The sequence below is a fragment of the Fructilactobacillus sp. X2R5C2 genome, from assembly GCF_059901375.1.
On sequence record NZ_JBWXUX010000001.1, the window covers coordinates 155,440 to 179,924 of the forward strand.

At 39.6% G+C, this 24,485-nt stretch carries 26 protein-coding genes and 1 tRNA gene; 9 read left to right on the forward strand and 18 right to left on the reverse strand.

The window, feature by feature from the left end:
* The first annotated feature begins 11 nt into the window (after positions 1-11).
* Both AC6UD2_RS00845 and AC6UD2_RS00850 read left to right on the forward strand, forming a co-directional pair.
* Entirely contained in the window at positions 12-1,940 is a 1,929-nt protein-coding gene (locus AC6UD2_RS00845; RefSeq protein WP_500697703.1) for a M13 family metallopeptidase, read from the forward strand.
* A gap of 38 nt (positions 1,941-1,978) precedes the next feature.
* Positions 1,979-2,146 carry a hypothetical protein gene (locus tag AC6UD2_RS00850; protein ID WP_500697704.1) on the forward strand — a complete coding sequence of 56 codons (168 nt, stop codon included), beginning with the start codon at positions 1,979-1,981 and terminating at the stop codon, positions 2,144-2,146.
* A gap of 58 nt (positions 2,147-2,204) precedes the next feature.
* Here AC6UD2_RS00850 and AC6UD2_RS00855 read toward each other — a convergent pair whose 3' ends face one another.
* From AC6UD2_RS00855 to AC6UD2_RS00875, 5 genes are all read right to left on the reverse strand, one after another.
* A complete protein-coding gene (locus AC6UD2_RS00855; RefSeq protein ID WP_052236592.1) occupies positions 2,205-3,011 on the reverse strand; it encodes an alpha/beta hydrolase in 807 nt (268 codons plus the stop codon).
* Between the two features lie 133 nt (positions 3,012-3,144).
* Entirely contained in the window at positions 3,145-4,197 is a 1,053-nt protein-coding gene (locus AC6UD2_RS00860; protein ID WP_500697705.1) for a WxL protein host-binding domain-containing protein, read from the reverse strand.
* Between the two features lie 85 nt (positions 4,198-4,282).
* Positions 4,283-7,381 (reverse strand): pectate lyase-like adhesive domain-containing protein, encoded by a 3,099-nt coding sequence (locus AC6UD2_RS00865; RefSeq protein ID WP_500697706.1) that lies wholly within the window; start codon positions 7,379-7,381, stop codon positions 4,283-4,285.
* Between the two features lie 26 nt (positions 7,382-7,407).
* Positions 7,408-8,436: a WxL protein host-binding domain-containing protein gene (locus tag AC6UD2_RS00870; protein ID WP_500697707.1), complete on the reverse strand. Its 1,029-nt coding sequence runs from the start codon at positions 8,434-8,436 to the stop codon at positions 7,408-7,410.
* 18 nt (positions 8,437-8,454) lie between these two features.
* Complete coding sequence (locus tag AC6UD2_RS00875) at positions 8,455-9,276, reverse strand: WxL domain-containing protein (protein WP_039144078.1); 822 nt, start codon at positions 9,274-9,276, stop codon at positions 8,455-8,457.
* A 560-nt stretch (positions 9,277-9,836) separates the two neighbouring features.
* On the opposite strand from AC6UD2_RS00875, the gene map reads away from it, so the two are divergent.
* Together map and AC6UD2_RS00885 are read left to right on the forward strand one after the other, a co-directional pair.
* Complete coding sequence (map, locus tag AC6UD2_RS00880; RefSeq protein ID WP_010022584.1) at positions 9,837-10,637, forward strand: type I methionyl aminopeptidase; 801 nt, start codon at positions 9,837-9,839, stop codon at positions 10,635-10,637.
* A gap of 120 nt (positions 10,638-10,757) precedes the next feature.
* Positions 10,758-11,360, forward strand: coding sequence for a matrixin family metalloprotease (locus AC6UD2_RS00885; protein ID WP_500697708.1), 603 nt, complete (start codon positions 10,758-10,760; stop codon positions 11,358-11,360).
* Positions 11,361-11,403: 43 nt separating this feature from the next.
* On the opposite strand, the gene AC6UD2_RS00890 is transcribed toward AC6UD2_RS00885, so the two are convergent.
* From AC6UD2_RS00890 to AC6UD2_RS00910, 5 genes are all read right to left on the reverse strand, one after another.
* A complete protein-coding gene (locus tag AC6UD2_RS00890) occupies positions 11,404-12,033 on the reverse strand; it encodes a DNA-3-methyladenine glycosylase (RefSeq protein WP_010022580.1) in 630 nt (209 codons plus the stop codon).
* Positions 12,034-12,065: 32 nt separating this feature from the next.
* A complete protein-coding gene (locus AC6UD2_RS00895; protein ID WP_500697709.1) occupies positions 12,066-12,512 on the reverse strand; it encodes a universal stress protein in 447 nt (148 codons plus the stop codon).
* A 94-nt stretch (positions 12,513-12,606) separates the two neighbouring features.
* Positions 12,607-14,229 carry a BCCT family transporter gene (locus AC6UD2_RS00900; protein WP_500697925.1) on the reverse strand — a complete coding sequence of 541 codons (1,623 nt, stop codon included), beginning with the start codon at positions 14,227-14,229 and terminating at the stop codon, positions 12,607-12,609.
* A 186-nt stretch (positions 14,230-14,415) separates the two neighbouring features.
* A complete protein-coding gene (locus AC6UD2_RS00905) occupies positions 14,416-14,973 on the reverse strand; it encodes a sugar O-acetyltransferase (protein WP_500697710.1) in 558 nt (185 codons plus the stop codon).
* 42 nt (positions 14,974-15,015) lie between these two features.
* Positions 15,016-15,690, reverse strand: coding sequence for a ribonuclease H family protein (locus tag AC6UD2_RS00910; RefSeq protein ID WP_500697711.1), 675 nt, complete (start codon positions 15,688-15,690; stop codon positions 15,016-15,018).
* A gap of 102 nt (positions 15,691-15,792) precedes the next feature.
* Here AC6UD2_RS00910 and AC6UD2_RS00915 point away from each other — a divergent pair, with 102 nt between their 5' ends.
* Positions 15,793-16,233 carry a hypothetical protein gene (locus AC6UD2_RS00915; RefSeq protein ID WP_039144067.1) on the forward strand — a complete coding sequence of 147 codons (441 nt, stop codon included), beginning with the start codon at positions 15,793-15,795 and terminating at the stop codon, positions 16,231-16,233.
* An 81-nt stretch (positions 16,234-16,314) separates the two neighbouring features.
* On the opposite strand, the gene AC6UD2_RS00920 is transcribed toward AC6UD2_RS00915, so the two are convergent.
* The 3 genes from AC6UD2_RS00920 to AC6UD2_RS00930 all read right to left on the reverse strand — a co-directional run bounded on the left by AC6UD2_RS00920 (position 16,315) and on the right by AC6UD2_RS00930 (position 17,953).
* Positions 16,315-16,388: transfer RNA gene (locus tag AC6UD2_RS00920), tRNA-Asn, on the reverse strand.
* A gap of 128 nt (positions 16,389-16,516) precedes the next feature.
* Positions 16,517-17,617 (reverse strand): NAD(P)-dependent alcohol dehydrogenase, encoded by a 1,101-nt coding sequence (locus AC6UD2_RS00925; protein WP_500697712.1) that lies wholly within the window; start codon positions 17,615-17,617, stop codon positions 16,517-16,519.
* Positions 17,618-17,830: 213 nt separating this feature from the next.
* Positions 17,831-17,953, reverse strand: coding sequence for a hypothetical protein (locus tag AC6UD2_RS00930; protein ID WP_010022570.1), 123 nt, complete (start codon positions 17,951-17,953; stop codon positions 17,831-17,833).
* Between the two features lie 110 nt (positions 17,954-18,063).
* Here AC6UD2_RS00930 and thiD point away from each other — a divergent pair, with 110 nt between their 5' ends.
* From thiD to fba, 3 genes are all read left to right on the forward strand, one after another.
* Positions 18,064-18,864, forward strand: coding sequence for a bifunctional hydroxymethylpyrimidine kinase/phosphomethylpyrimidine kinase (thiD, locus tag AC6UD2_RS00935; protein ID WP_039144065.1), 801 nt, complete (start codon positions 18,064-18,066; stop codon positions 18,862-18,864).
* A gap of 189 nt (positions 18,865-19,053) precedes the next feature.
* Positions 19,054-19,656 (forward strand): 5' nucleotidase, NT5C type, encoded by a 603-nt coding sequence (locus AC6UD2_RS00940; protein ID WP_500697713.1) that lies wholly within the window; start codon positions 19,054-19,056, stop codon positions 19,654-19,656.
* Positions 19,657-19,667: 11 nt separating this feature from the next.
* On the forward strand, positions 19,668-20,546 hold the full coding sequence (gene fba, locus AC6UD2_RS00945) for a class II fructose-1,6-bisphosphate aldolase (protein WP_500697714.1): 879 nt from the start codon (positions 19,668-19,670) through the stop codon (positions 20,544-20,546).
* A 48-nt stretch (positions 20,547-20,594) separates the two neighbouring features.
* Here fba and AC6UD2_RS00950 read toward each other — a convergent pair whose 3' ends face one another.
* The 4 genes from AC6UD2_RS00950 to AC6UD2_RS00965 all read right to left on the reverse strand — a co-directional run bounded on the left by AC6UD2_RS00950 (position 20,595) and on the right by AC6UD2_RS00965 (position 23,436).
* Positions 20,595-21,824, reverse strand: coding sequence for an ArgE/DapE family deacylase (locus AC6UD2_RS00950; protein ID WP_500697715.1), 1,230 nt, complete (start codon positions 21,822-21,824; stop codon positions 20,595-20,597).
* Between the two features lie 39 nt (positions 21,825-21,863).
* A complete protein-coding gene (locus tag AC6UD2_RS00955; protein WP_500697716.1) occupies positions 21,864-22,388 on the reverse strand; it encodes a GNAT family N-acetyltransferase in 525 nt (174 codons plus the stop codon).
* Positions 22,389-22,550: 162 nt separating this feature from the next.
* On the reverse strand, positions 22,551-22,730 hold the full coding sequence (locus AC6UD2_RS00960) for a hypothetical protein (protein ID WP_500697717.1): 180 nt from the start codon (positions 22,728-22,730) through the stop codon (positions 22,551-22,553).
* A gap of 1 nt (position 22,731) precedes the next feature.
* The gene (locus AC6UD2_RS00965; protein ID WP_500697718.1) at positions 22,732-23,436 is read right to left on the reverse strand and encodes an NAD(P)H-dependent oxidoreductase; all 705 of its coding nucleotides are present in this window, start codon (positions 23,434-23,436) and stop codon (positions 22,732-22,734) included.
* A gap of 202 nt (positions 23,437-23,638) precedes the next feature.
* On the opposite strand from AC6UD2_RS00965, the gene AC6UD2_RS00970 reads away from it, so the two are divergent.
* Positions 23,639-23,839 carry a cold-shock protein gene (locus AC6UD2_RS00970; protein WP_010022560.1) on the forward strand — a complete coding sequence of 67 codons (201 nt, stop codon included), beginning with the start codon at positions 23,639-23,641 and terminating at the stop codon, positions 23,837-23,839.
* Between the two features lie 79 nt (positions 23,840-23,918).
* Here the strand turns inward: AC6UD2_RS00970 and AC6UD2_RS00975 are convergent, their stop codons facing one another.
* Complete coding sequence (locus AC6UD2_RS00975; protein ID WP_056979271.1) at positions 23,919-24,443, reverse strand: TetR/AcrR family transcriptional regulator; 525 nt, start codon at positions 24,441-24,443, stop codon at positions 23,919-23,921.
* Positions 24,444-24,485: the final 42 nt, after the last annotated feature.

Consider the following 24,485-nt stretch of genomic DNA (forward strand, 5'->3'; position numbering starts at 1 on the left):
GGACAATGACTATGACAAAGAAAGATTTTCCAATTAACAAACCCGAACTAAAAGATGACTTTTATGATGCCATCAATGGTTCGTGGATTAAACAAGCTACGATTCCATCCGATCACTCTTCAACTGGTGGATTCATGGATCTAGTTGATGATATCGATAAAACCCTGATGAAGGATTCAGCAGAACTCCAGAGTGGCAAGCTAAACGCCACCTCTCCTGAATTAGAGGAGTACAAAAAGTTCTACAATATGACCACCAATTTTAAAAAGCGTGACGAAGATGGCGTGAAGCCCTTAAAACCAGTCCTTGATCGCATTACCAACCTTGATAACTACGATGATCTAAACGACCAACTTCCCGACTGGATTCTTTCAGGTCTCCCTACCCCATTTTCACTTGGCCTTGACCCTGACATGAAGAACGCTAAGGTCAACGCCCTCTTTGCGAGCGGTCCTTCCTTATTCATGCCCGACAAAACTTACTATGAAAAGGACAATGAGGCCGCTAAGACCTTAATGCCAATCTTCATTAAAATGACCGTCAAGTTATTCGAAATGGCCGGATACAGTGAAGAAGATAGCAAAAACATCGTTGAAAATGCGGTTGAATTTGATCGTTTAATTGCCCCTAACGTTAAGTCAGCCGAGGAAGCTGCGGATTATAGTAAGATGTATAATCCTGAAAGTCCTGACCAACTGGCCAAATCAACCAACGTATTAAACCTAAAGGAAGCCATTAACCAACTCGTTGGTGCCCTCCCTGAAAAGATCATTGTGACCGAACCTCAATTCTTTGAAAATCTGTCTGAACTTCTTACCTCATCACACTTTAAGCTCATGAAGGATTGGATGCTCGTTAAGACCCTTAATGGCTACAGTGGAGCCCTTTCGGACGAATTCCGAGTAACTGGTGGAACCTACAGCCGAGCCCTTTCTGGTAAGAAAGAGGCCACTAATAAGAAAAAAGCGGCCTACTACCTTGCTTCTGGTACTTTCGACCAGGTCATCGGCGACTACTACGGGAAGAAGTACTTCGGTGAAAAAGCAAAGGATGACGTTCATCAGATGGTTAACAACATGATTAACGTCTACAAGAATCGCCTTACTAACAATGATTGGTTAAGTGAAGACACTAAGAAAATGGCCATCAAAAAGCTTTCAACCCTTGGTGTTCAGGTTGGATATCCTGATGAACTTGATCCTTTGTACAAGAAGTTCCACGTAACGGAGGAAAAAGATGGTGGTACGGTTTTAAGTAACCTCCTCGACTTTGAAAAGATTGCTAACCAGTACGAGTTCTCCAAGTGGAATAAACCAGTTGAAAGAGAACGCTGGGAAATGAGTGCCAACACCGTGAACGCTTATTACCATCCCTTTAAGAATATCATTGTCTTTCCAGCTGCCATCCTACAAGCACCATTCTACAGTCTTGATCAACCTGAGAGTGCCAATTATGGTGGAATTGGTGCTGTGATGGCGCATGAAATCTCACATGCCTTTGATAATAACGGTTCTTTGTTTGATCAGTATGGCAATCTGAACAACTGGTGGACCAAATCGGACCACGAACACTTTGCTAAACTAGCTCAAAAGATGATTGATGAATTCAACGGTATTCCATTTGCTGGCGGAAAAGTTAACGGAAAATTGACGGTTTCTGAAAATATTGCTGATGCTGGTGGACTCAGTTGTGCTGAGGAAGCCGCTAAAAATGACACCGACCCCGATTTATATCAATTCTTTACTAACTGGGGTCGAATCTGGCGCATGAAAGCCACTCCAGAATACCAAAACCTGCTACTATCAATTGACGTTCACGCTCCCTCCCCACTTCGAGCATCCGTTCAAGTCAAAAATTTGGATGACTTTTACACGACCTTTGACGTAACATCTGAAGATAAGATGTACTTAAAACCTGATAAACGGGTTCAGATCTGGTAGGATGTAAGTGGAAAACAGAATAGATTGGAGCGAATAATATGAAACTTACTGATTATATCGATAAACAAATTCAATTCTTAGATCAACAATTACAAGACGCCAAAGACAAGAGTGAGGTCAAAGGCCAATACCTCATTGAGTCCAAAATTAACGAACTACAGGCACTGAACCGTGCCGTTGAAAAAGGTGTCGTTAATCAACTTTAATTAGAAACGTAAAAAGCGGAAGCACTTCAATGAAGTGCTTCCGCTTTTTTATCTTTTATTATTCAGCGAACAAGAATCGTTCGATAATTCGTGAAGCCATCTGATTACTCAACAGCTTACTGTGACGTCCAGACTTTCCACTAACCTTAATTTCTTGATAATCAGATCCTGGAACCAACTTCTTGAGTTCTCTAGCCGACGACGTTGTAACCCGTCCATCCGACTTGTTAGCCCGACTCAACTGGCCATAGACGTTCAGGACACTGACACCCTTAGGAAAGGTCTTCGAACCATCTCGCAGTTCGCTCACTTTTGGATAACGATGATTCATGATATTTTGTTTTGGCATAATTCCCTTGAAGGGACCACCAATCGAAATGAACTTCGTTAAGCGCATGTGATTAGCTTCCTGTCCGTAAGAAACGGCATTTTGATAAACCGTTAAACTTCCAGAGCCAAAGCCCAGGGCATTGTACTGCTGATAACGATACTTACGATTCAAATGAACTAAGATTTCGTTTAACCACTTCGCCTGAACTACTGTAGAAGCAGTATTGTCATTGAAGTTAACCTTAATGATCGGATACTTAGCATGCACGTTTTCATTCGGATGATAATAAATCTTGCCATCTGGATAAACATTAATCTTCATGGCATATTCACCACCCTCACGACTAGAAGTAACCGTCAAATGATTGGCAGCCTTAGAAGTTTTGTTTAAGTCAGATACAAATAAAATGGGCGTATGATCATGTTGCTTAACGCCATCAACGTTAATTCCAAATTCAATAAACAAAAAGCCAGCAACCACTACAATGATTCCGATCGCAAATAAAAAAATGTTTTTCTTTGTTGCTTTTTCCAAAAAATCACTCTTCCTTTGTTCTAATAATTTAAGGATACTAGTAATTCAGAGATATTGCATTAAAATTTAACGAATCAAATGTCATTAAGCTAACTCACATCTTGACATCTGAACGCTTTCTTATACTTCAAAGTTAGATTTCATCCTGCTTTCTTCCAACGAAGAAGAAGTAAATACAGGCTCCAATAATACCTAATAACAATATTAACATAACGAGCCAAAAGATGCTCTTAGCAACTGTTTTCCTACCTGAGTTAGTCGCCGAAACGGGATTATTAACGGTAAAGTTATGCGTAAAATTCCAAACCTTTGTCGCCTTAAATTGAGGATCATTTGAGGTCATTTTTAGGTGAAGGGTGTATTGACCATTAGGTAAACTCTTCGTGGGTTTAGGAACCAAGTAATCAAACGAACTATTGGGTGCAATAATGGCATTGGCAGTGGTATGTGAAGCCACCACATTGGAACTATTGATTGGGGTAATATCAGTTCTAATCTTGGTCTTCCCTAACACAGCAGCCCTATCATTAGCTAACTTCACCTTTATGAGGTTCGGATTCCCAGCTGGTAACGTCTTAACGCCATTCATTTTCATGTTAGCGAGTTGCTTCCCCTGTTTTAGTTGGATTCCAACCGAATACGAATACAGGGAATTAACCGGGGAAGACGACTTGTTACCATTATCTTCAACTACGTAAAGTCCACCGAGAATTGTTCCATTAAACTTCTGAAAGTTCTCGTCGTTTGGAACATTTAGGTTCAAAGTAACGGTTTGTTTCTGGTGCGGTTGTAAAGAAACTGTCTGATCTGAAGCCTTGTTAAAAGTTACCAGTTGTTCAATCGGAAATTGTAAATGATTGTTGGTTGCTTGAGCCTTATTGGCGTAACTAATCGTAGGAGCTCCCGAAGTAGTTGCTGGATTAATCCCTAATTTTACTTTTAAGGGCATCTTAGTACTACGGTTGATCAATTGCACCTTCAGTTGCTGTTTCATGCCTGGAGATGCCTTAATATCAAAATAATTGGCACCCTTTTGCTGTCCCTTAACTCCGTTTAACTGTGGCAGAACCTCAAGGGGAACCTGATTCTGGGTGTCAGCATGAGTGGTTGGAGTCACCATCACAATCATGAGAACACTAGCAATCACAGTCAACCCGATTATTGCTAATTTTTTGCTTACTTTCATTATCAATCCACCCCAATATTATAATTAATTGCTTATGTACAAAAGACGATAACAATCTTTCAATTATTATCGTCTTTTATGTTGGTTAATTTCCTTCTGAAGGTCCATGTGATAAGTTCCAAGTCAACGTTCCGCTTGCATTTTGTGAATTACCACCTAAACCAGCATTATTATTTTTCAAAACATTTTCATCAAGATTCAACTTAACGTTGGCCAAATTCCAGAACGCTTGATAAGTAGAGTTATCCAAGTCAACGTTTGAACTTGAAACAATCGGAGTGGCTTGTCCGTCAAAGTTAATCGTGTTTCCAAGATTATTTCCGGTTTTATTCCACGTTAGCATACTCTTATCCTGATTGAGCGACAGTTCCTGTAAGAACCCATCACCTAAAGAGGATCCTCCTAAATCAAGTGAAGCGTTATTCAACAAGTTATTCTGAGCTGAACCTGACTGAGCCGTGACTGTAAGACCCCAGCCCACATCATTCATTTCGCTTCCAGCGGAGTTAGTAAACTGAGTAAAGATGCCTGGATCGGAACTATTAGGATTATAAGCTAATGAGGTTCCGTCTTGTGAAATAGGAACAGCTACACGCCCATTTGATGGGGTTGAGTTCTTCCCTTCCATGTTGAATTGCATGCTTTGAGGAACCGCATCCAGTCTTAACATTGCCGGAGGATTATTATTAGATGGGTTATTTTTGCCGGATACCTGATCTCCCGCCTTAACATTATCTGGATAAGTTTGATCGGGATGATTAGGATCAGGAGTTCCTGGTGTTTGTGGTTCGTAAGGATTAATGACTCCTGGTTCACTCACACCATCAACTGATTCTTGGGCATCATTTGTCTGAAACCACGAATCACTATTGGCCCTATCATAATAAGCCGCAAATCCATTAATGGTCTCGTCAGCACTTAAATACTTACCCTTGGGCAAAGTATAATCGAAAGTTCCATCAGAATTAGTGTACGTTGTATACTGACGTGAACTAATGTTATCGGGAGCTTTCGGAGTAAAGTATGGATAACCATATACATACCCATCATTAATGCTATCAACGGCATCATCTGGGCTGATGTTGGGATCCCCCGTTAAACTGACGAAGACGCCGCCCATTCCTTTCCCATTATTATCAGTAACTCTTCCTGAAATGGTTCTGGAATACTTTGAATCATGAGCATCATTTAGTGGGTGCGTAAACTCGATGTTTCCCTGGGTGGTCGATGATCCTACCTTTAGTCGTGAGTACTGGTAAATATTAAAATTACTACCATTAACTGCGGTTTGTTTTGGATAAGAAAATCCACTGCTAGGGGTCATCCATTGAAATTGAGATGGACCATCATTATTGGCACCATTTAGGTCCCAAGCATTCAGGGGCTCTCCACCAGGAAACATAATTTGTGGACCACTACTTTGCTGACTGCCACTTCCAGAATTTCTAACCTGGAGTAACGGATCATCCAAACTATCGTTTTTATACTGACCATAATTTTGTAAACGAAAATCCCCGTGACCCATGCCACTCAAATCAATGTTTCCCCGTCTGGATTGCATCATGGTTGGAGAATCACTTTGAGCGTCTTTATACATACTAATATTAGGACTATCATCAGGTGAATTGGTTGATTCATTCGTATTCGGTTTGACGGTAATGTCACTGTTAGCCCAAATTGAAGGAGTTCCTGATGATGGACTACCATATCCATTGTTCACAGTATTAACGGTAACCTTGGAACTCCCAATGCTAATCCCTGATGAGGCACTACTAGTGGCACGATTGTAAGAAACAATGGCATAATGTCCCGGACTCATACTAAAGTTAACATTCGAATTGTTACCAATACTAAAATCATCTGGCTTGCTTCCTCTACCTAGATCAAAGCCAGTGGTTTGTCCGGAAATGCCGGTATTTCCCCCACCAGTATTTTGTTTAGCAGCAGAATTCATATTAACGTTAACATTATTGCCAATGGCAATCTGGCCAATACCAAATGGTTGATTAGTATTAGGATTGATAGGGGGATTTTGGATTCGACGATCCCAACGTTCATCTCCCCAATCACCAATTTCGAAGTTTGGAGTAGAACCATTGTTATTAACAGTTGTTTTCAGATCAGTGGGATTATTTTTATCGTTACTATCAGCAATCCAAAGGGCACAGCCCTCCATTAGTTGTTGACCACCGTTATCAACGTCGGTATTAGTTCTACCCAAAGCCGTATAATAACTAACTTGATTAAGCCGTTGTTTGCCCTTTAGGATATTGAGTCCACCATAGTTAACAAATGGTTGAGCTCCCGTAAAGGAATAGTTGGTGTACGTTTGAATATCACCGTGAGTACCACCGTTACTATCACAAAACATTCCGTAGTAGTTTCCACTGTACACGTTTAGGTTGTTTACCTGGATATTAGGAAATCTTGATGTTCCATCTGAATAGGAGCCATTATTTCCATGCCAGTCAAAACTATTACCACCTAGATCAACCGTCGGCCCACCGACATGTTGTCCATCGGGACTATTATTAGAATTAGTTACCTGACCATCCACGACTAAATTACCACTCGGTCGTGGAGCAGCTTGGATCTGGTTATGACCAGTATCAGGAGAAGCAATATCATTTGCGATCAAAATATGATCAACATTTGAATTTTGAATTGCCGCTACATAACTATCCCAATCGCCAACTGAAATGGTTGATAAGTCAGCCGTTTTAATTTGGGCAGCTGATAATTTCGTGGCTGGAACATACTTTCCACTCTTAAACTCACTTTCGGCATTCTTACTTTCTTGAATTAGTTTAATATTTTTGGTGTCATTAGGATCTTTTTTGGCCTTAGCTTCATTGGCAGAGGTCTTGGTCTTCTGAACGTCTTGAGCGGCCTGCTTGCTTGATTCCTCACTAGCCTTATTATCTGAGCTTATTTTTGCCGACGAGCTACTAGAAGATTGGCTTGAAGAGCTACTTTGAGTGCTACTAGAAGAGGCTTGGCTCTGACTGGAACTAGTTGATGACGAACTTGAAGCTTTAGCCTCCGTCTTGACATTATTTCCAGCTTTTGCTGAGACAGGATTATTTGAACTAGAAGTGTACATAAACAAGACGGCACATGCAACCACGAATAATGGCGCAATTCCGCTTAAAGTTATTAATTGATTCCGATTTTTCTTTTTCATTGTTCATTCTCCTCCTCAGCATAGATTTAAAGCTTATTTTTGCGATGATTCCGGATAATCAAGAACGTCAAGCCCGCAATGATGATCAACATGATCATTACGATTCCTACAAAGATCAGGACCGTCTGATATGAAAATGTTCTCACGTAATCCACTGGGTTGATGGTAAATTCCTTTCGTAATTCCACGTTACTGGGCGTTTCATCAACTGGATCTTTTCCATTTAGATTAATTGTTGCGATGTATTTTCCCGGCAACAACTGCTTATTTAATGGTTGCTTAACCGTAAATTGACTATTCGGGGCAATCTGACCTCGTTTGATACTAGTTCTAGTGATTGTTTGGTTCAATGTCGTATTTTTTAAACTAACATTAGCTTTCACATTATTTAACATCGCTGGTTTTGGATTAGCTAATCCAAACATTAGCATTGAATGCTGGATCGCTGGCCTCTTCAAACTAGCACTCGTCTTTTCAACTTCGCCAGTTGGAATCTTTCCTTTTTTTACCTGAACCGGGATGGTGTAAGAAAATTGATTATTAATCTCACCCTTAACGGTCGGGGCATCTTGAGTAAAAGTCACCGCCCCCAAGATTTCACCGTTAAAATTTTTAAACTGATCATTATTTAGGTTAAGTGACATCTTAATGTTGCGCGTTTGACCGGGATTTAGTTGAAAGTTGCGATCAGACCCATTAGCAAATGTAACCAACTTTCGCATGTTAAACGGGAGTTTTTCAAATTTACTCTGATCATTATCATAAAACAACGCTAATTTTGATGAAGTAGAAGCCGCGTCAACCCGAGTACTTACCTGACAAGAATTGGTTTTACTCATGTTTGTTACTGAAATTGCAATCGGAAAATCACGGGTCTGATTGGCCTGAATCTGGTAATATGCTTTTTGCTTTGATATGTGGCTACTATCGTCAATCCTTACGCTTAACGGAACCGTACTACTCAAGTTAGCAGCTGAGACCGTGAAACAGCTTAAAGTCCCCATCACAGATAGTGTAAATAATGTAACTAATAATGACTTCAGTAGTTTCTTCATAATCCGTGTCCTTAACTATTAATTGTTAACCTGAGGTGAATAGTTCCAATCAATCGTTCCATTATATTCGGTATTCTGAGACGGCATCTTAGCTTGTCCAGTAAAACTATTACTATCAAATGGAACCTCAAGCCGCATATTATCTAATGTCCAGGCTAACTCATAGACCCCAAAAGAACCAACTGGGGCAGAAGATTGATCAGCTGGACCATTGTCGGTATTAGAAAGCATCACTGGCGCATCAGCATCAGTGGTAATTGTAGTAGTTCCAATGTTGTCTGGTGAGGCTGGACTAGAAATATTATTATAGATTACATCCCCGATATTGTACTGAAACAACTGGGTGTTAGAAAGTTTAATGAATGCTCCTGGTAGTGCTCCACCCTGATCGTTAGTAAATCCATTTCCGTTTTGGTCAGGTCGTAAAGTTGCCTTTAAAGCCATGGGACCAGTTCCACCAAAATCATGGACTTGGGCAAACACAAAATTATTCTGATTCCCGTCTTTTGATACGCTGGTTCCGTCCGCCGTAAGTGGACTATCAGCAAAGTTAGGATCACGTAACGATTGAAACGTTAACTCTTTAGGCACGTAATCTAGCGCAGTCGGATCGTTATTTTCTCCTGCTGCACCGTTATCACCAATGTTAGAATTGTCATTGGGGGTAAACGGATTAATAATGGGGACATTTAATCTTCCCTGAACGTTTAGACCAATATGGGTATCATTGTTTTGTGAATAATTAATTAAACCATCAGCCCTTGGAGCTAAAGAAAGTGAGCATACCACTACAAAGAGACTACATAGTAATATGCTCACGTACTTCATTCTTTTTAGCAATATCCTCACCTCTCCTACCCTAACAAATAAAAAGAGCATTCAACCTGTTAATTAATTTCCCAATCCAACATTCTTTGATACAAAAATTAGTTAACTTTTGAATTCAGATTTCACATTTTCTAAGAATAATTTAAAAATTACGATATGTATATGTTTAACAATCTTAGTGAACTGAAAAACACAAAGCCTAGTCTCATCGATATCTTGTGTTAAATTGAATTACACAAAATCCGCATAATATTATAATAATAATAACATAATATTGATACTTATTAATAGTGAAAAGTCTTCATATAATTGTTTTCAGTAACTAATCCATTACTTAATTCATTGATATTGTAACATGATACCATGCAATTTATAAATTTTGGAAAATATTTCTACGATGCGTTTTCACAAAGATGAGTCAATTAATTTAAGATTAGAAATAAGAGGTCAAATAGTGATATATTAGAGGCGTGAGAAATCTATTAAAAAAGTTGGTAATTTAAAATCATTTTTAATCTTTAATAATATAGTAGAAAAACAAATTACCACAGTAATAAAAAGGAGATATTTACTTGATTACTTTAAAATCAGACCGTGAAATTGAAAAAATGGCAGAATCTGGTGCCGTACTTGCTGGGGTCCACAACGGACTTAAAAAAATTATTAAACCGGGAATCGATACCTGGGAAATCGAAGAATTCGCTGACAAGTACATTACCGACCATGGTGCCACTCCCTCCGAAAAAGGATTTGATGGCTATAATTATGGAACCTGCATTTCCATCAATAACGAGGTTGCCCATGGGATTCCACGTCGTGGTCTGAAACTTAAGAACGGTGACATCGTTAAAGTTGACATGTGTGTGAACAAAGATGGCTTTGAAAGTGACTCTTGCTGGTCATACGCTGTTGGAGACGTTTCTCCAAAGATTAAAAAGTTAATGGAAGTAACCCGCAAGGGTCTCTACCTTGGTATTGATCAAGCTCAAGTCGGCAATCGAATTGGTGACATTGGTGCTGCCATCCAACACTATGTTGAAGACGAAAATCACATGGGTGATGTTCGAGAATTAATCGGTCATGGGATTCAACCTTCAATTCACGAAGATCCAGCTGTTCCAGCTTACGGAGTTGCAGGTCATGGAATGCGTCTTCGTCCCGGAATGACCATTACGATTGAACCAATGGTCAACCTAGGAACTTGGAAAATTAAGGATGACTACGATAAGAAGGATGACTGGACTTACTATGTCAGCCAAGATGGTTCTTATTCAGCTCAATACGAACACACTCTAGCAATCACAGAAGATGGTCCTAAGATCTTAACCTCTCAAGATCACGTTGCAGACGCCAAGTACATGTTTAAAAAATAATAATTCACAAAAAGGGTACGAAATTGTTAAGAATTTCGTACCCTTTTCCTTTTGATTCTTCCTGATGTTCATTTATGCTAGTATAAATTTGACTAAAATAAGTCACAAAGGTGGGATATCATGAAACAACTTTCAAAAATTACTGGAATCATTATGGCACTCATCATTTCACTCGTTGCCTTTAGTTCACTACCCAGTTCAAATGCCAAAGCGGACCAAAACGTCGACCCTAACATTGGGTTTCGTTATGAACAGCCCACCGCCAAATATTATATTCGCAAAGGGACACCCCAAAGTTATCGTATTATTATCAATCAAGCCATCACTAATTGGAACAAAACCCACGCCTTTACCTGGGTTCGTTCCAAGACCAAGGTTCCAACTACGATTGGCATCACTAACAGTAATCAAGGATTTTGGAAGGGTAACCATTACGCTGGTGTCACCCTTAATCTAACTAAAACCAAAAATGTTAATGATCACACTTTTCAAACTGGGGCCAAAATCACTTTGAATCCCAGGGTCATGGCTAACATGCGTTACACTTATAACCAACAATTACTTACCGTTGAACACGAATTAGGCCACGCCATGGGACTAAAACACAATCACGAAAAAGATAGTATCATGTACCCTAATGATACCTACTACAATTCACTCAATCCCAATCAAATTGGACCAAGTGATATTAGCGGTGTTGAGGCTTTATATAACGAAAAATAAGCAAGTTTAAAGGGGATGCTACTCATAAAGTAGCATCCCCTTTTTATTTCCATCCGTAAGTTTTTAAATCCATCTCACGTTTGGGTAGCTTGGATACGTAAGGATTTCCTTTTACGTAAAATCGATACGGTTTGTCAGTCCAGGTTCCACGATCACTCACACCAATCCGCCCTGACTCCACAATCTTCTTTGGAACTTTCACATTATCAACGTCAAGATCAAGGGCAGTATCACCTAACTCAATTAGGTTCATGTCCTTATCATAGATTCCAAGGGCATCCATTAGCTTTCCCGGTCCGTTGGTTAACTCAAAGCCGGATTTCGGGCGATTGGCTTTCATCAAATCAATTCCCTGATATGGTTCAATTCCCCGAATCAGAATTCCCTCGGGAACGTCCTTGGCTTGAGCAGCCACATCTAAACAAAGGCGACCATGAATCGAATAGATGTAGATTGTACCTGGAACTCCATACAAAGCTTCATTAGATGGAGTTCGTTTCCCTTGGTAAGCATGAGCTGCTGAATCTTTTTGCCCTAAATAAGCCTCTGCTTCGGTAATGTAGCCACTCATTAAACCCTTGGGTGAATGATAAACAAGTAACGTTCCGAGCATCCTCTTGGTGATCTCATCGGTGGTACCTTCATTAAAAAATCTTCTTAATTTATCTGACAAAATCCATCCCTACCTACTTAAAGATTTAGAAACTAACGAATGATAATCGTTGAAATCTTAGACTTCTTAACTAACTTAACACTTATACTCCGATTACCGTGTTCACCGGTAGCATCAGCTCCACAGATGAGCAAATCAGCCTGAAACTTAGGTGCGATTGAGTCCAAAATCTCATCATCAATACTTCCACCAACCGAAATAATTGGTGTAACATCTTCAACTCCAGCCTTTGAAGCGCAATCAGCATAGCCACCAACTACTTCTCGTAGTTGGTCACGTTTAGCTTCGATTTTACTTGGTGTTAAAGAATCATAAATATTAATATCATTATTTTCTAACACCGAGCAAATTCCAAGTGATGCTTTAAACTTAATGGCCATTGTTACCGCATAACGGAAAGCACGTTGAGTTGACTTACTGTCATCAGGGTCAACGGTCAATAAAATTCTTTGAAACGTTAATGGCTCAAATTTTTCCATTTTTTTCATCCCCTTTCAGTAATATCATATCATTAATTTTAAAATTTTCGACAAAAAAATAATCAGTAGAAAACTACTGATTATTACTAATTATTTATTCTTTATTAGGATCAGGAAGTGAGGCCTCATGATCGTTACCCTGAGCATCTTCAATACTCTTGACCATTTTCTTGGCGTGAATCCGACGCATCTTTTCTTTCTTCTTCTTAATTCGTAAATCATCCATTGCTTTGTTCTTAAGGACGATTCCCTCATCATTCTTCACCATGTGATAAATCGATATCAGGATCATGATACATACAAACATTAGTGGGAATCCCGCGATCGCACAGAAGGTCTGAATGGTGCTAAATCCTCCAACGACCACAAGTCCGAAGGAGAACAACACGAAGACGACCACCCAGGTCATTCGGTTAAACTGGGTTGGTTCTTGACCTTCTTTGAGTCCTAGACTCGTAAACGATGAAACGATAAAGGCCGACGATGAAATTGTCGTAGCAAGAAAAATAAAACAAGAAATACAGTAGACCGCGAACACAATCGCCTTAAACGGCAGATTAGACAAGACAGCAGTAATTACTGCGGCCTGCCCCTGTGTATTCAAGATATGAACCAGATTAATTTGGCCGGTTTTTTGAAGCCACAATGAGTATCCACCAAGAATGGCATAAAAACTCAAGCAACCAACCGAACCATATCCAAGCATTCCAATCAGCGTCGAACGAATCGTGCGTCCCTTTGAAATACGTGCAATAAACAATCCCATGACTGGCATGTATGATAACCACCAACCCCAGTAAAAGATCGTTTCTTGTTTAGCAACATCTGCCGGACCATTGGGAATGGTGTTCGTCGACATGGCAACGAACTTATCAGCTAGTAGTCCCAAACTATTTGTCTCTGAACTTAAAATGTAAATCGTTGGACCAACTAACAAGACAAACGCCAAGAAGATAATGGCGGTCCAAATGTGGGCATCACTCAATCGGTCAATCCCACCGTTAAGCCCCTTGTAGACAGTCCATGCAAAGATGACAAAGAGAACACCGAAGAGCGCAATCTTCAGAATTAAATTATCAGGAATTCCCAATAAGCGACTCAAGACGTTGGAAATGATTGGAATCTCCATTCCAACGGAAGATCCAACTCCACCCATGATTCCAAAGACAACCAGAAAGTCAACTAATTGTCTGAGATAGTACTTCCACTTGGCTTCTCCTTGAATGAAATCAATCGCAGAACTTAGACGCTGAACCTTCCCGTGCTTAACGAACAAGATGTACGCAATTGCAATGGTGGCCGGGGCAAACATCATCCATGCCATCGGTCCCCAATTAAATTGACCAAACATATGCGCGTAGTTATACGCACTTTCAGAAAATGGTTTTGCGCCAAATGGTGGATGTTGGAGATACCTTAACGGATCAACCATACTCAACATCAGAATACTAGCATCAATTGCAGTCGCAAACACCATGCTTCCCCACTGAAGGTCACTGTATTCTGGCTTCGAGTGTGGTTCTCCCAGTCTGATGGCACCATATTTTGAAAAGATTAGCCACATAAAAAATAAGAAATTAATTATGTAAACAACCATGTAGGCCCAACCCATTTGATTAGTGATCCAATTTAAAGCCAGAGCTAAAATCCCCTGTAATTTTGAACCACCAACGATCAAAATGATCGATCCCACTCCAAAGATTAACAGCGTGGGAATAAAGACGAATTTATCAATATTAAATTTTTTAAAAATAAAGAAATCCCTCCAAATACTTTTTCACAATAAAAAACGCTATGCATGGTGCTCATAGAGACACTTGCATAGCGTTATAACGGTCACACAAATGATAATTACTTATCTTTCATTATCATTATACACAACTAAGATAATAAGTAAAATTCGTTAATTATTATCAATCTTTTTTAATACTTTTGCAGGATTACCTACCAGGACCACATCATCGCCAAATGACTTGGTGACAACGGATCCAGCTCCTACGACCACATTATTCCCGAGGGTCACTCCCGGAACAATTGTGACATGACCACCAAACCAAGCATTATCACCAATGGTAATTGGGGCAGCCATTTCAACGTCTGCCACCCGTTCCTTTGCATTTAGGGGATGAACGTTGGTATATAGTCCACAATTAGGACCTATGTAACAGTTTTTACCAAACGTAATTGGAGCGGTGTCCAAAAGGGTTAACCCATAATTAGCATAAAAATTGTCACCAATATAAATGTTAAAACCATAATCAAACTCAATTCCAGTTTCAACAAAGAACTTCGGACCACTCTTAGCCAATAAGTCCTGAATTAATCCGTTTCGTTTCTCGTTATCAAGGGTATTATTAGCCTCCTGTAACTGCTTTCGACATAAAATTCGCCGACTAATCAATTCCTTATCAAACTGATTGTACGGTTCACCATTTGTCATCTTTTCTCTCTCACTTGTCATTGAATCACTCCTTTGGGGTTTCATCTTTATTATTAAGCAAATTTACATTTTGTCCATAGTCTGATTCAATTTCTCGTCAACAAAGACGTTTCCCTTGTTAGTGGCGTGACCCTTCGTCCAACCAAACTGGATGTTGGAAAACTGATGCAAAAGTTCATCAAGCTGTTGCCAGAGCTCCTTATTTTTCAGTTCACCACCACTGCGTTTCCAGCCTCGCTTTTTCCAGCCATCAATCCAATGCTTTGTAATTGCGTTTAAAACGTATCTGGAATCACTGACTACACCAATGCCAGCATGATTTAGTTGGTGCTCAGATAGCCACTGAAGGGCCCTCACGAGTGCCATGATTTCCATCCGATTGTTAGTAACCCCATATTCCCCACCAGAGTCAACGTGTTGACCCGTTGGAGCGTCAATGAGGTACGCCCAGGCTGCTTTATCGTTGGACTTAACGTGACCACCAGCGACATTACCATGATTTCGTGACCCACCATCGGTGAAAACAATAATGTCAGGACGTTGGGTGTGACCTCCCTCTGTTTCTGTGGTTGGTGCTTGTTCATTATACAAGTACGCACTCGCCTCCCGTTTGGTTTGAAAGCTTTTATACTGCGCTCCTGAATATCCGTCAATCTGAGTTTTGGCCAAATCCCAGGTCGGATAAATTCCAGGATGACGCCCTCGCCTGACTGCGTAATACTTCTTTGTCTTTCCCATTTTTACTCCATTCAAATTCTTAATTAATTCTTACATTTAGTCATATCATTTTGCATTTTGTAATATTTATGCGAAAATAATATGTAGGAGGGGATTCATACAATGGCCGATATAGCTGCAAAATTAATTACAGTTGATCAAGCGTTAGCAATGCTCAAAGACCGTCATGCTCAAAAAAATGAACGTTTTCCAAAGTTAATGACTCCCGGTAAATACATTTTACCAGATTACTTTTTAACTAGAAAAAGAGAAGCGTTCAAGATTAGAAAGCATACCTTCTTAAAGCGGCGCTCTCGCTCATACGTTGCTTTCGATTCTGAGAATGGTCAAACGCTTTGGTTGCACAATTTCCCTAGTCTATCAGAAGCATTATTCTGGTTAGATACCGGTCTTAAACCCGCCGATTCTGATTCAGGATCATCATTCAAAGAATGGAAACAGGAGCATGCAAAAGAAATTGAAGGCATGAAAGATCAACTGAGACAAATGTCAAAACCTAAAAAGCGTAAACCTAAAAAAGCTAAAAAAGGTAAGAAGCATTAATTTAAAAACCACAATCCTAATTGTGGTTTTTATTATCAATAAAAAAGCACCACTCAATTACGAGTGGTGCTTTTTAAATAGCTGCTGTGGCTGGGCTCGAACCAGCGACATCTTCATTAACAGTGAAGCGTTTCTACCAACTGAACTACACAGCAATAATGAAATACTTAATTTGTTGTTCATAAGTATACACAGGTCTTAATAGCTTGTCTACTAATTTAGCAAATTATTTTGCAAAAAAAATGGACTCTGCAATTACCCGTTGCAGAATCCACTTATGGCGCTATTTTCTCAGTTGTTCATTTGGATAAATAATGACCTTAATTGAATTACTTTTATCGGTTCTGGACTTTTCAAGTGCTGCCTTAGTTTGATCCAATGGATAGAAGTTAGTTAACAAATTATCAACCAGTTTTGTATTCTTAGCTAAAATCTTCAAACCAGTTTGATAATTATTACAGTATCTAAAGATCCCCATGATCGTAGTTTCATGATCAGTCATAAACGGAACGTCCAGTGGAGTTTGGTCAGTCGTTGGAACTCCAATGTAAGCAACCTTTCCGCCCCGTTTTAAGGCATGCAGGGAAGTTTGTTCACCAGGAACCGTTCCAGAAGCTTCAATGGCATAGTCAACTCCAACCCCGTTGGTAAGAGTTTTAACGGTATCAAGAACATCAGCATTCTTAATGTTAACCGCGTTAGTGGCTCCTAACTTTTTTGCAACGTCCAATCGTGATTGCTCAGCATCACTAACAATGATCTGATCAGCTCCATGGGCTTTAGCGGCCAGAATTGCCAGTAAACCAATGGGACCCATTCCGGAAATCAGAACTGATGAACCAACATCTACACCTAATTTTTGCGTAGCATGAACACCAACTGACAATGGTTCGTTCAAAGTAGCTTCTTCATATGAGACATTTTCAGGAATTGGGTAAACAAAGTCTTGAGGATAAACGATAAATTGAGTTAAGTCACCATTAACGGGTGGCGTTGCCATAAACTGCATATTCGGGCAAAGGTTGTAGTGACCAGTTCGACAAGCTTCACAGTGACCGCATGGAACACCAGGTTCCATGGCAACCCGATCACCACGTTTGAACTTAGTAACTTTATCGCCAACAGCAACAATAACACCGGAACTCTCATGGCCCAAAATCAGTGGTTTCTTAACCACAAAGTCACCAATATGACCCTGGTCATAGTAATGAACATCGGAACCACAAATTCCAACCGCTACCACTTTAATCAAAACGTCAGTTGGACCCATTTCTTTTAGTTTGGTGTCCTTCATGTCAATGTCGAACACTTTCTCTAAGACCGCACTCTTCGTGGTCTTTGGCATGTTATTTTTATCATAGTTTGGAATACTTACGTCAGTCATAATTTTAAGTCCCCTCTACATAATCGTTGATTCATGAAAATAACTTTGAGCTAACCGTTACTCACACCCATTGGTATCATCCCGTTCCTTCTATTTTTCACCCTCATTATCACATCTTGTGCAATAGTTATCAAAGAAAATGTTCGTAAAAAAATAGACCCTAACGATCGGAGAACCGACCATCAGATGTCTAGTAAAAGTTAATTAGTTAAATTATTTAGCAGGTTTTTGCTTCAAAAATTTTTGTAAATCTGCTACTTCTTTTTGTTTTGCTTTACGTTTTTTAGTGTCGATCGGACGACGACCTTGGACACCATTTGGATGACAAATTCTCATGATGAAAAACTCCTTCCAATTAAGTCTAAACTCTTAAATACATCAGCTCTTAGTATTATAATACATGGAACAGGTAAAAATCAAATTAAAGTGGAAATGGGGACTCAAAAATGACTAAAGATTATCCGCAAGCAGTAACAATTGCCGGCAGTGATAGTGATGGCAGCGCTGGAATTCAGGCTGACTTAGAAACTTTCTTTGCTCGTCGTGTGTACGGTGCTTCAATTATTACGGCATGTGTATCAGGGAACTCCTATGGAATTCATGATAGTGTCAACATGCCAACTAGTTTTATTGATCAAGAATTCAAAGATCTAGGTGATGACTTTCATATCTTAGCCGCTAAGACTGGGATGCTCTCTGATGCCAACATTATCAATACGGTGGTAAAAGACTATCAGCTATACGACTTTGGTCCACTAGTGGTTGACCCAGTAATTACCACTAAGTTTGGAACCATGTTGCTTGAAGAAGACGCCTTCGATGCCATGAAAAACGAATTAGTACCAATGGCAACCGTTTTAACACCCAACTTCTTTGAAGCACAAAAGCTTACTGGACTCGATGTTGATGATCCTGATTTCATGGCTAAATCAGCTAAAGCCATGCAGGACATGGGCGCTAGCAACGTCATTGTGAAGGGTCGCCATGACGATCCCAGTCAAACAAAGGTTTCTGACTACGTTTTGTTAGAAGATGGCCAGCACTTTAACTTAAATGGCCCTTACTTCACTACCGATCGTAAAAACGGAACTGGTGATACCCTCTCAGCTGGAATCACCGCTGAACTAGCTAAGGGTCACACCGTTGCCGATTCCATTAAGATTGCCAAGCAGTACGTTGACGGTGCAATCGAAGATGAAATCCAGGTTGGCCACAAGTATGGTCCAATTAACCACTGGGCAAGATAACTTATGGTACAAATTAACATTTTGTTATGTTGAATTTGTACCTCTTTTTTTGAATAATCACCTTATTAAAAAATTTAAATTAAAGCAATTTAATATTATTGTGGTATCTTCTAATTATTCAAGCTTGAATAATTTTTAAATTTTATAATTGAAGTGCATTATTCACAAAAGAAAGGAATATCATGTTTCATGAAATTAAAAAAAGAAATAAAGTTATTTTTAGACATGGACAACGTATTGGTCAACACTATTCCGGTTTTAAACCAAAGAGCTAAATCTCTCCCAGATAATGTTCGTCCCGATCGGATCCCTGGAATTTTTCGGGACTTAGATCCAACTGAAGATGCCATCGCAAGCGTCAATAAATTAGCTGACTACTATGATCTATACATCTTGACCACTGCTCCTTGGAGTAATCCAAGTGCTTGGCAGGATAAAGTAGCGTGGATTCAGCACTTCTTTGGATCTGAGAAAAACAGTCCATTTTATAAAAAAATAACAATGACCCACGATAAAGGATTAGTTCACTATGTTGGTGGAATTTTGATCGATGATCGTCCTTATCATGGGGCAAGTTCGTGGAATGATCCTAAGACTAATAGCGTCTGGATTCAGTATGGATTAGACAAACGTCTCACTTGGAAGGATGATCTAGTTTCCTTCTTAATTGACATTGCCCAAAACAGTCAACAAACAAGTGACATAAAAACTGCCGTAAAGAAATCCAATCAGAATCCCAAGTACGTCATTCACGGAAATGTAAGTACGTTTCAAAAGGAAAATTGGGAATAAAGGAGAAGAAAATGATTACAAACAGTACTGAAATGTTAGATAAGGCTCGAAAAGAACACTACGCCGTTCCAGCATTCAACGTTAATAACTTGGAATGGGCTAGAGCCATTCTTGAAGCAGCCGAAGAAGCTAAGTCACCTGTAATTATCCAGGCAACTTCTGGAGCCGCTAACTACATGGGGAGTTTCCGACTGGTTTATGACTTGATTGTGGACATGTACTACGCCTTAAACATCACCGTCCCCGTTTCAATTCATCTTGACCATGGTACCTTTTACGACGCCATTAAGACTTTGGGAATTAAGTTCACTTCCATCATGTTTGATGGCTCTGCTCTTCCCTTGGACGAGAACCTCGATAAGACCAAGACGCTCGTTAAATTATCCCACGCTGAGGATGTTAGTGTCGAAGCTGAAGTTGGCACCATTGGTGGTGAAGAAGATGGTGTGATTGCTGACGGTGAAATTGCCCCCGTCGACTCAGCCGTTAAAATGGCTGAGACCGGGGTCGACATGCTAGCAGTCGGAATCGGTAACATCCACGGAAAATATCCCAAGGACTGGAAGGGCTTAAACTTTGATCACCTAAAGAAAATTGATCAAGCCATCTATAACCAAACCGGCAAACAGTTACCATTGGTTCTACACGGTGGCTCTGGTATTCCTGATGATCAAATCAGAAAAGCAATCCAACTTGGAATTTCCAAGATCAATGTCAACACAGAAGGGCAACTAGCCTTTCATCAGGCCATGCGAGACTACGTTCACTCTGATAAGGATCTTGAAGGCAAAAACTATGATCCACGGATTTTCTTAAAGGCTGGAACAAACGCACTTAAAGAGATGTGCCTTGATCGTATCAAGGTCTTTGGACCAGAAAATAAAGCTTAATTAAATAAAAATCGTCTTGAAGGTTGACCTTCAAGACGATTTTTTTATCTAATTAACAAAGTACTGACTAAAAAGTTTCTTATAAATTTCAATGAAGTCTAACCACATTTGAAGGGACGTTGATTCATTATTTTGGTGCATCTTCATTGGATTCCCCGGGCCAAACACAGCATAATTAGCACCGTTTAATTTTTGGGATAAAAGCTCAGAGGCGTCGGTTCCACCTGCTGCACTCATTACCGTAATCTGATCCGTTGCAAAGGGATTAAATCCCTGCTTAACCATCATCTCTTGGCCCATCTTGACTTCATCAGAACTGTACTTCATCTTCTTCATGTATGGAGTTGCAATAGCTAAAAGTTCCTTAATCAACTTAGAATTTGGTTTCGCAACCACTGGCGCAATATTCATCAAAATCTCGAGATTAATTTCCCCGTCATGGGTTTGGTTAAAATCATCAACTATCTGGTTAAAGTCATCGATGACCTGCTGATTATCATAGTTTGGCACAATCCGGGTATTAATCGCCGCTTTAGCAGAACCTGGGATGGCATTAATTTGAATTCCTCCGTTAAATACATCAACAGTATAGGTGGTTTGTCCCAAAACCTCACTGGCATTTTGCTCAGCTCTCGTAGAAATGACTTGCTTCACTTCCTCTAGAACATCCATCAGGTTTTGGATCGCATTAATCCCTAAGTTAGGTCGTGAACTATGGGCCTCTTTCCCAGTTGAAGTAACCAAGAAATCAACTTCACCCTTATTGGCACGCACAATCCGATAACCAGTTGGTTCAGTAATTAACAAAGCATCCACATCATCCATGTACCCTTGTGATTGAAGACTATGTGAACCATTCATTCCCACTTCTTCACCAGCTGTAATCAGGAGCCGGATTGTTCCGTCAATCTTAACGGCTGCTTCTTTTATTTCAATTAGGGCAATCACGATGGCAGCCAGGCCACCTTTCATGTCGGTTACCCCGCTTCCCGTCATGACATCGTCCTTAATTACAAGTTCAAACGGATTGGTGTTCCACATTTCTTCATTCACGGCCACCGTATCCATGTGTCCACTCACCGCTAAAACTGGTTTTTGTCCGTTTCCGTATTCCACCACTAAATTAGCTTGATGGTTTCCAAGGTCGATTAATTGACCGTCAATTCCATACCGCTTCAAAAGTGATTGGAGATACTTGGCAGCCTTAACTTCATTACCATTAACGGTGTTAATTCCGACTAAATCCCTTAAAATGTTCAGTTTGTCTGCTTTTTGCATGTTTGTCACCCGTTCTATTTGAAAATTAAATTTTAAATCTTATTGAATCCGCTTCGCTAGAATCAAATCACGTTGAATCTCACTCCCAAGTCTAAATTCATGGGTTTTTAAATATTTAAAGCCCAGTTTACGATAAAACTTAATTGCCTTCTCATTTTCTTCCCAGACACCGATCCAGAGCATTTTAGCTTCCGCCTGCTTTGCGACCCTTTCAGCTTTCTTTAGAAACTTAGTTCCTAGTCCAAGCCGTTTGAATTCCGGGTAAATGTACAATTTTTCAACTTCGACACTTGCGGTTGGAAAAGCTTCCGTTTGTTTATTACCTAAATTCAATTTCATGTAACCAGCAACCTGTCGATCAACGACACAGATGTAAAATTGACAATTCAGATCGTCTAACTGTTTTTGAATCTGGCTCACATTGTACTCCCGATCCAAATACGTCTGAAGCTCTGATTTTGCAGTATCTTTTTGATAGGTATTAATAAAAGTTTGATGGATGATTTTTTGCAACATCTTAACGTTGACTGGGGTATTGGTGACTCGTTTTAATTGAACTTCCACAAAATCACTCTCTTCGATTAGATTATTTGGTCTGATTAGTAAAAAACGTCCTCATAACCTCAAAACTTAAAGCTATCAGGACGTTTCATCAAACTAAATTAATCCAATAATATTATTTAAAACCGATTTGTCAACATTTATCTCTCAATTTCAGTAAAAATCCTACCATTTCTCAGGGCTCCAACTCCGCCCATCAATTTCATTTTCAGCCTGCTCATTTCTCTTAGCCTGTTCTTTTACCAATCGTTCACATCCCTCGAGTAAGGATCGATTAATAAATGATGTTTGACTCTTTATCAATTCATCGATCTGATTGATAGTCCAATCTTCATTGTCACTCATCTTAATCTTCCTCCTTATTTCGAATTAAATTAATCTGTTCCTTTAAGTCGTTTAAGTCGTCTTGACCTGTCTCAAGTTCTTGAATAATTAAATCAAGTTCTTGTTGATGATTCTTCATACTGCCACTTGCCAACTTCTTCAGCTGATGAATCATCCAAGTCTCACGCTCGTTAAAACTAAAGGGATACTTGGCGGTCAGATACATTTGGTAATCGACCAACAGTTGTGATTTTTCTTCATCAGTTGAATAGCCGAACTGCGCAATTACAAGTGGTTTCATAAACTTCATTCCCGCTTGCTTTGCCAGAGCTTCGTATGGAATCATAATCTGGGAAATACTGAACGATTGGCTAGCACCTGCGGCAAAAGCCGACTTGGGATAACCAACGCTCGTGACGATCCCCAATTCTTTATTTTTCAAGTGCCCCTCTTCACTTGCATAGGTATACGCTCGACTCAAAACATCATCTTCCCAAATTTTAAGGGAGGCTGGAGCGCTGTACCAATAAAGTGGAAATTGAAAAATAATGCGGTCAGCTCCATTTAAGAGTTCTCGTTCAGCTTGAACGTCAATCGGATCACTTCCATAGATTTCGTCTAAACAATGCCACGTGACGTCATCTAGGTCTGCTTGACTTGTTTTTAAGAATGCTTGGGTAATGGAGTCCTGAAATTCAGGGTGTGAAACGATTATTAGTGTTTTCATATCTTCATCTTCTTTTAATTGATTAATCTAAGTCTATCATATTGACATCCCACGGATTTATGTTATATTTAAATAGATGTGTGAATGGTTTCGAGTTTCTAAGGTTTCTTGTTTTGTATTATTATGAAATGACTTCCTTTTAAGATTCAAACTAAGCAACACTGAAAAATTTATTGCGCTATGCGCTAGGAGGTTTCATATTATGAAACAAGGTACTGTTAAATGGTTTAATGCTGACAAGGGTTATGGTTTTATTACTACTGATGATGGTGATGTATTCGTACATTACTCAGCTATCAACAAGGATGGTTTCAAGACCCTTGACGAAGGCGAAAAGGTTACTTTGGACGTTGAAGAGGGAGACCGTGGTCCCCAAGCTGCTAACGTTACTCCAATGGACTAGTTTTAGCCAAACAAAAAGAACTCAGTAAGCGCTGAGCTCTTTTTTTATACATATTTTTAAATTAAAACATTAATGAAGCTTAATTAACCTTGAAGTTCAAATACTTCGACGCAAAGATGACCAGCTCCTCAACGGGTTCTTCCATCCCATCTTCGGTCCACGTTAATAGCACTTCCGTTAAACCACCAGATATCATCGCAATTAGCATCTTTGACGAATTAGCACGTAATTCTAGAATGTCATCGTCAACTAGATTGGTAATGTATTTTTTCAAGACCTTCAACAGTAAATAAGACAAGTCATTATCAACGATGGCATCCATCATTGGCTTATTTTCCTTAATAATCGTAAAAAAGGTCGTTGCTAGCCCATTAAAATTCGAGATCTTTTGAGCTAGGAGCCGATTAATAAAGGTGGTAAAGGTTTCTTGAAATTGACCTACGATGACATCTTCTTTGGTGTGAAAGTTACGATAAAATGTCATACGGGAAACCCCAACGTGTTTGGAGACGTCCTTGACCGTAATCTCTTGATAGGACTTTGTCTGAAGCATCTCAAACATCCCATCAATTATTCTTTTTTTGGCTGTTTCTTTTTTTGACATAATTTCACCATTCACTATTAACATTTTAAAGCTTGTCACAAT

What these genes read in the sequence shown, in the direction of transcription:
- AC6UD2_RS00845 (WP_500697703.1), top strand. Translation starts at nt 12, where the DNA reads ATGACAAAGAAAGATTTTCCAATTAACAAACCCGAACTAAAAGATGAC.
- AC6UD2_RS00895 (WP_500697709.1), bottom strand. Translation starts at nt 12,512, where the DNA reads ATGGAAAAATTTGAGCCATTAACGTTTCAAAGAATTTTATTGACCGTT.
- thiD (WP_039144065.1), top strand. Translation starts at nt 18,064, where the DNA reads ATGACTAAAGATTATCCGCAAGCAGTAACAATTGCCGGCAGTGATAGT.
- AC6UD2_RS00850 (WP_500697704.1), top strand. Translation starts at nt 1,979, where the DNA reads ATGAAACTTACTGATTATATCGATAAACAAATTCAATTCTTAGATCAA.
- fba (WP_500697714.1), top strand. Translation starts at nt 19,668, where the DNA reads ATGATTACAAACAGTACTGAAATGTTAGATAAGGCTCGAAAAGAACAC.
- AC6UD2_RS00925 (WP_500697712.1), bottom strand. Translation starts at nt 17,617, where the DNA reads ATGACTGACGTAAGTATTCCAAACTATGATAAAAATAACATGCCAAAG.
- AC6UD2_RS00975 (WP_056979271.1), bottom strand. Translation starts at nt 24,443, where the DNA reads ATGTCAAAAAAAGAAACAGCCAAAAAAAGAATAATTGATGGGATGTTT.
- AC6UD2_RS00865 (WP_500697706.1), bottom strand. Translation starts at nt 7,381, where the DNA reads ATGAAAAAGAAAAATCGGAATCAATTAATAACTTTAAGCGGAATTGCG.
- AC6UD2_RS00870 (WP_500697707.1), bottom strand. Translation starts at nt 8,436, where the DNA reads ATGAAGAAACTACTGAAGTCATTATTAGTTACATTATTTACACTATCT.
- AC6UD2_RS00930 (WP_010022570.1), bottom strand. Translation starts at nt 17,953, where the DNA reads ATGAGAATTTGTCATCCAAATGGTGTCCAAGGTCGTCGTCCGATCGAC.
- AC6UD2_RS00885 (WP_500697708.1), top strand. Translation starts at nt 10,758, where the DNA reads ATGAAACAACTTTCAAAAATTACTGGAATCATTATGGCACTCATCATT.
- AC6UD2_RS00915 (WP_039144067.1), top strand. Translation starts at nt 15,793, where the DNA reads ATGGCCGATATAGCTGCAAAATTAATTACAGTTGATCAAGCGTTAGCA.
- AC6UD2_RS00970 (WP_010022560.1), top strand. Translation starts at nt 23,639, where the DNA reads ATGAAACAAGGTACTGTTAAATGGTTTAATGCTGACAAGGGTTATGGT.
- AC6UD2_RS00950 (WP_500697715.1), bottom strand. Translation starts at nt 21,824, where the DNA reads ATGCAAAAAGCAGACAAACTGAACATTTTAAGGGATTTAGTCGGAATT.
- AC6UD2_RS00940 (WP_500697713.1), top strand. Translation starts at nt 19,054, where the DNA reads ATGAAATTAAAAAAAGAAATAAAGTTATTTTTAGACATGGACAACGTA.
- AC6UD2_RS00965 (WP_500697718.1), bottom strand. Translation starts at nt 23,436, where the DNA reads ATGAAAACACTAATAATCGTTTCACACCCTGAATTTCAGGACTCCATT.
- AC6UD2_RS00905 (WP_500697710.1), bottom strand. Translation starts at nt 14,973, where the DNA reads ATGACAAGTGAGAGAGAAAAGATGACAAATGGTGAACCGTACAATCAG.
- AC6UD2_RS00960 (WP_500697717.1), bottom strand. Translation starts at nt 22,730, where the DNA reads ATGAGTGACAATGAAGATTGGACTATCAATCAGATCGATGAATTGATA.
- AC6UD2_RS00860 (WP_500697705.1), bottom strand. Translation starts at nt 4,197, where the DNA reads ATGAAAGTAAGCAAAAAATTAGCAATAATCGGGTTGACTGTGATTGCT.
- AC6UD2_RS00910 (WP_500697711.1), bottom strand. Translation starts at nt 15,690, where the DNA reads ATGGGAAAGACAAAGAAGTATTACGCAGTCAGGCGAGGGCGTCATCCT.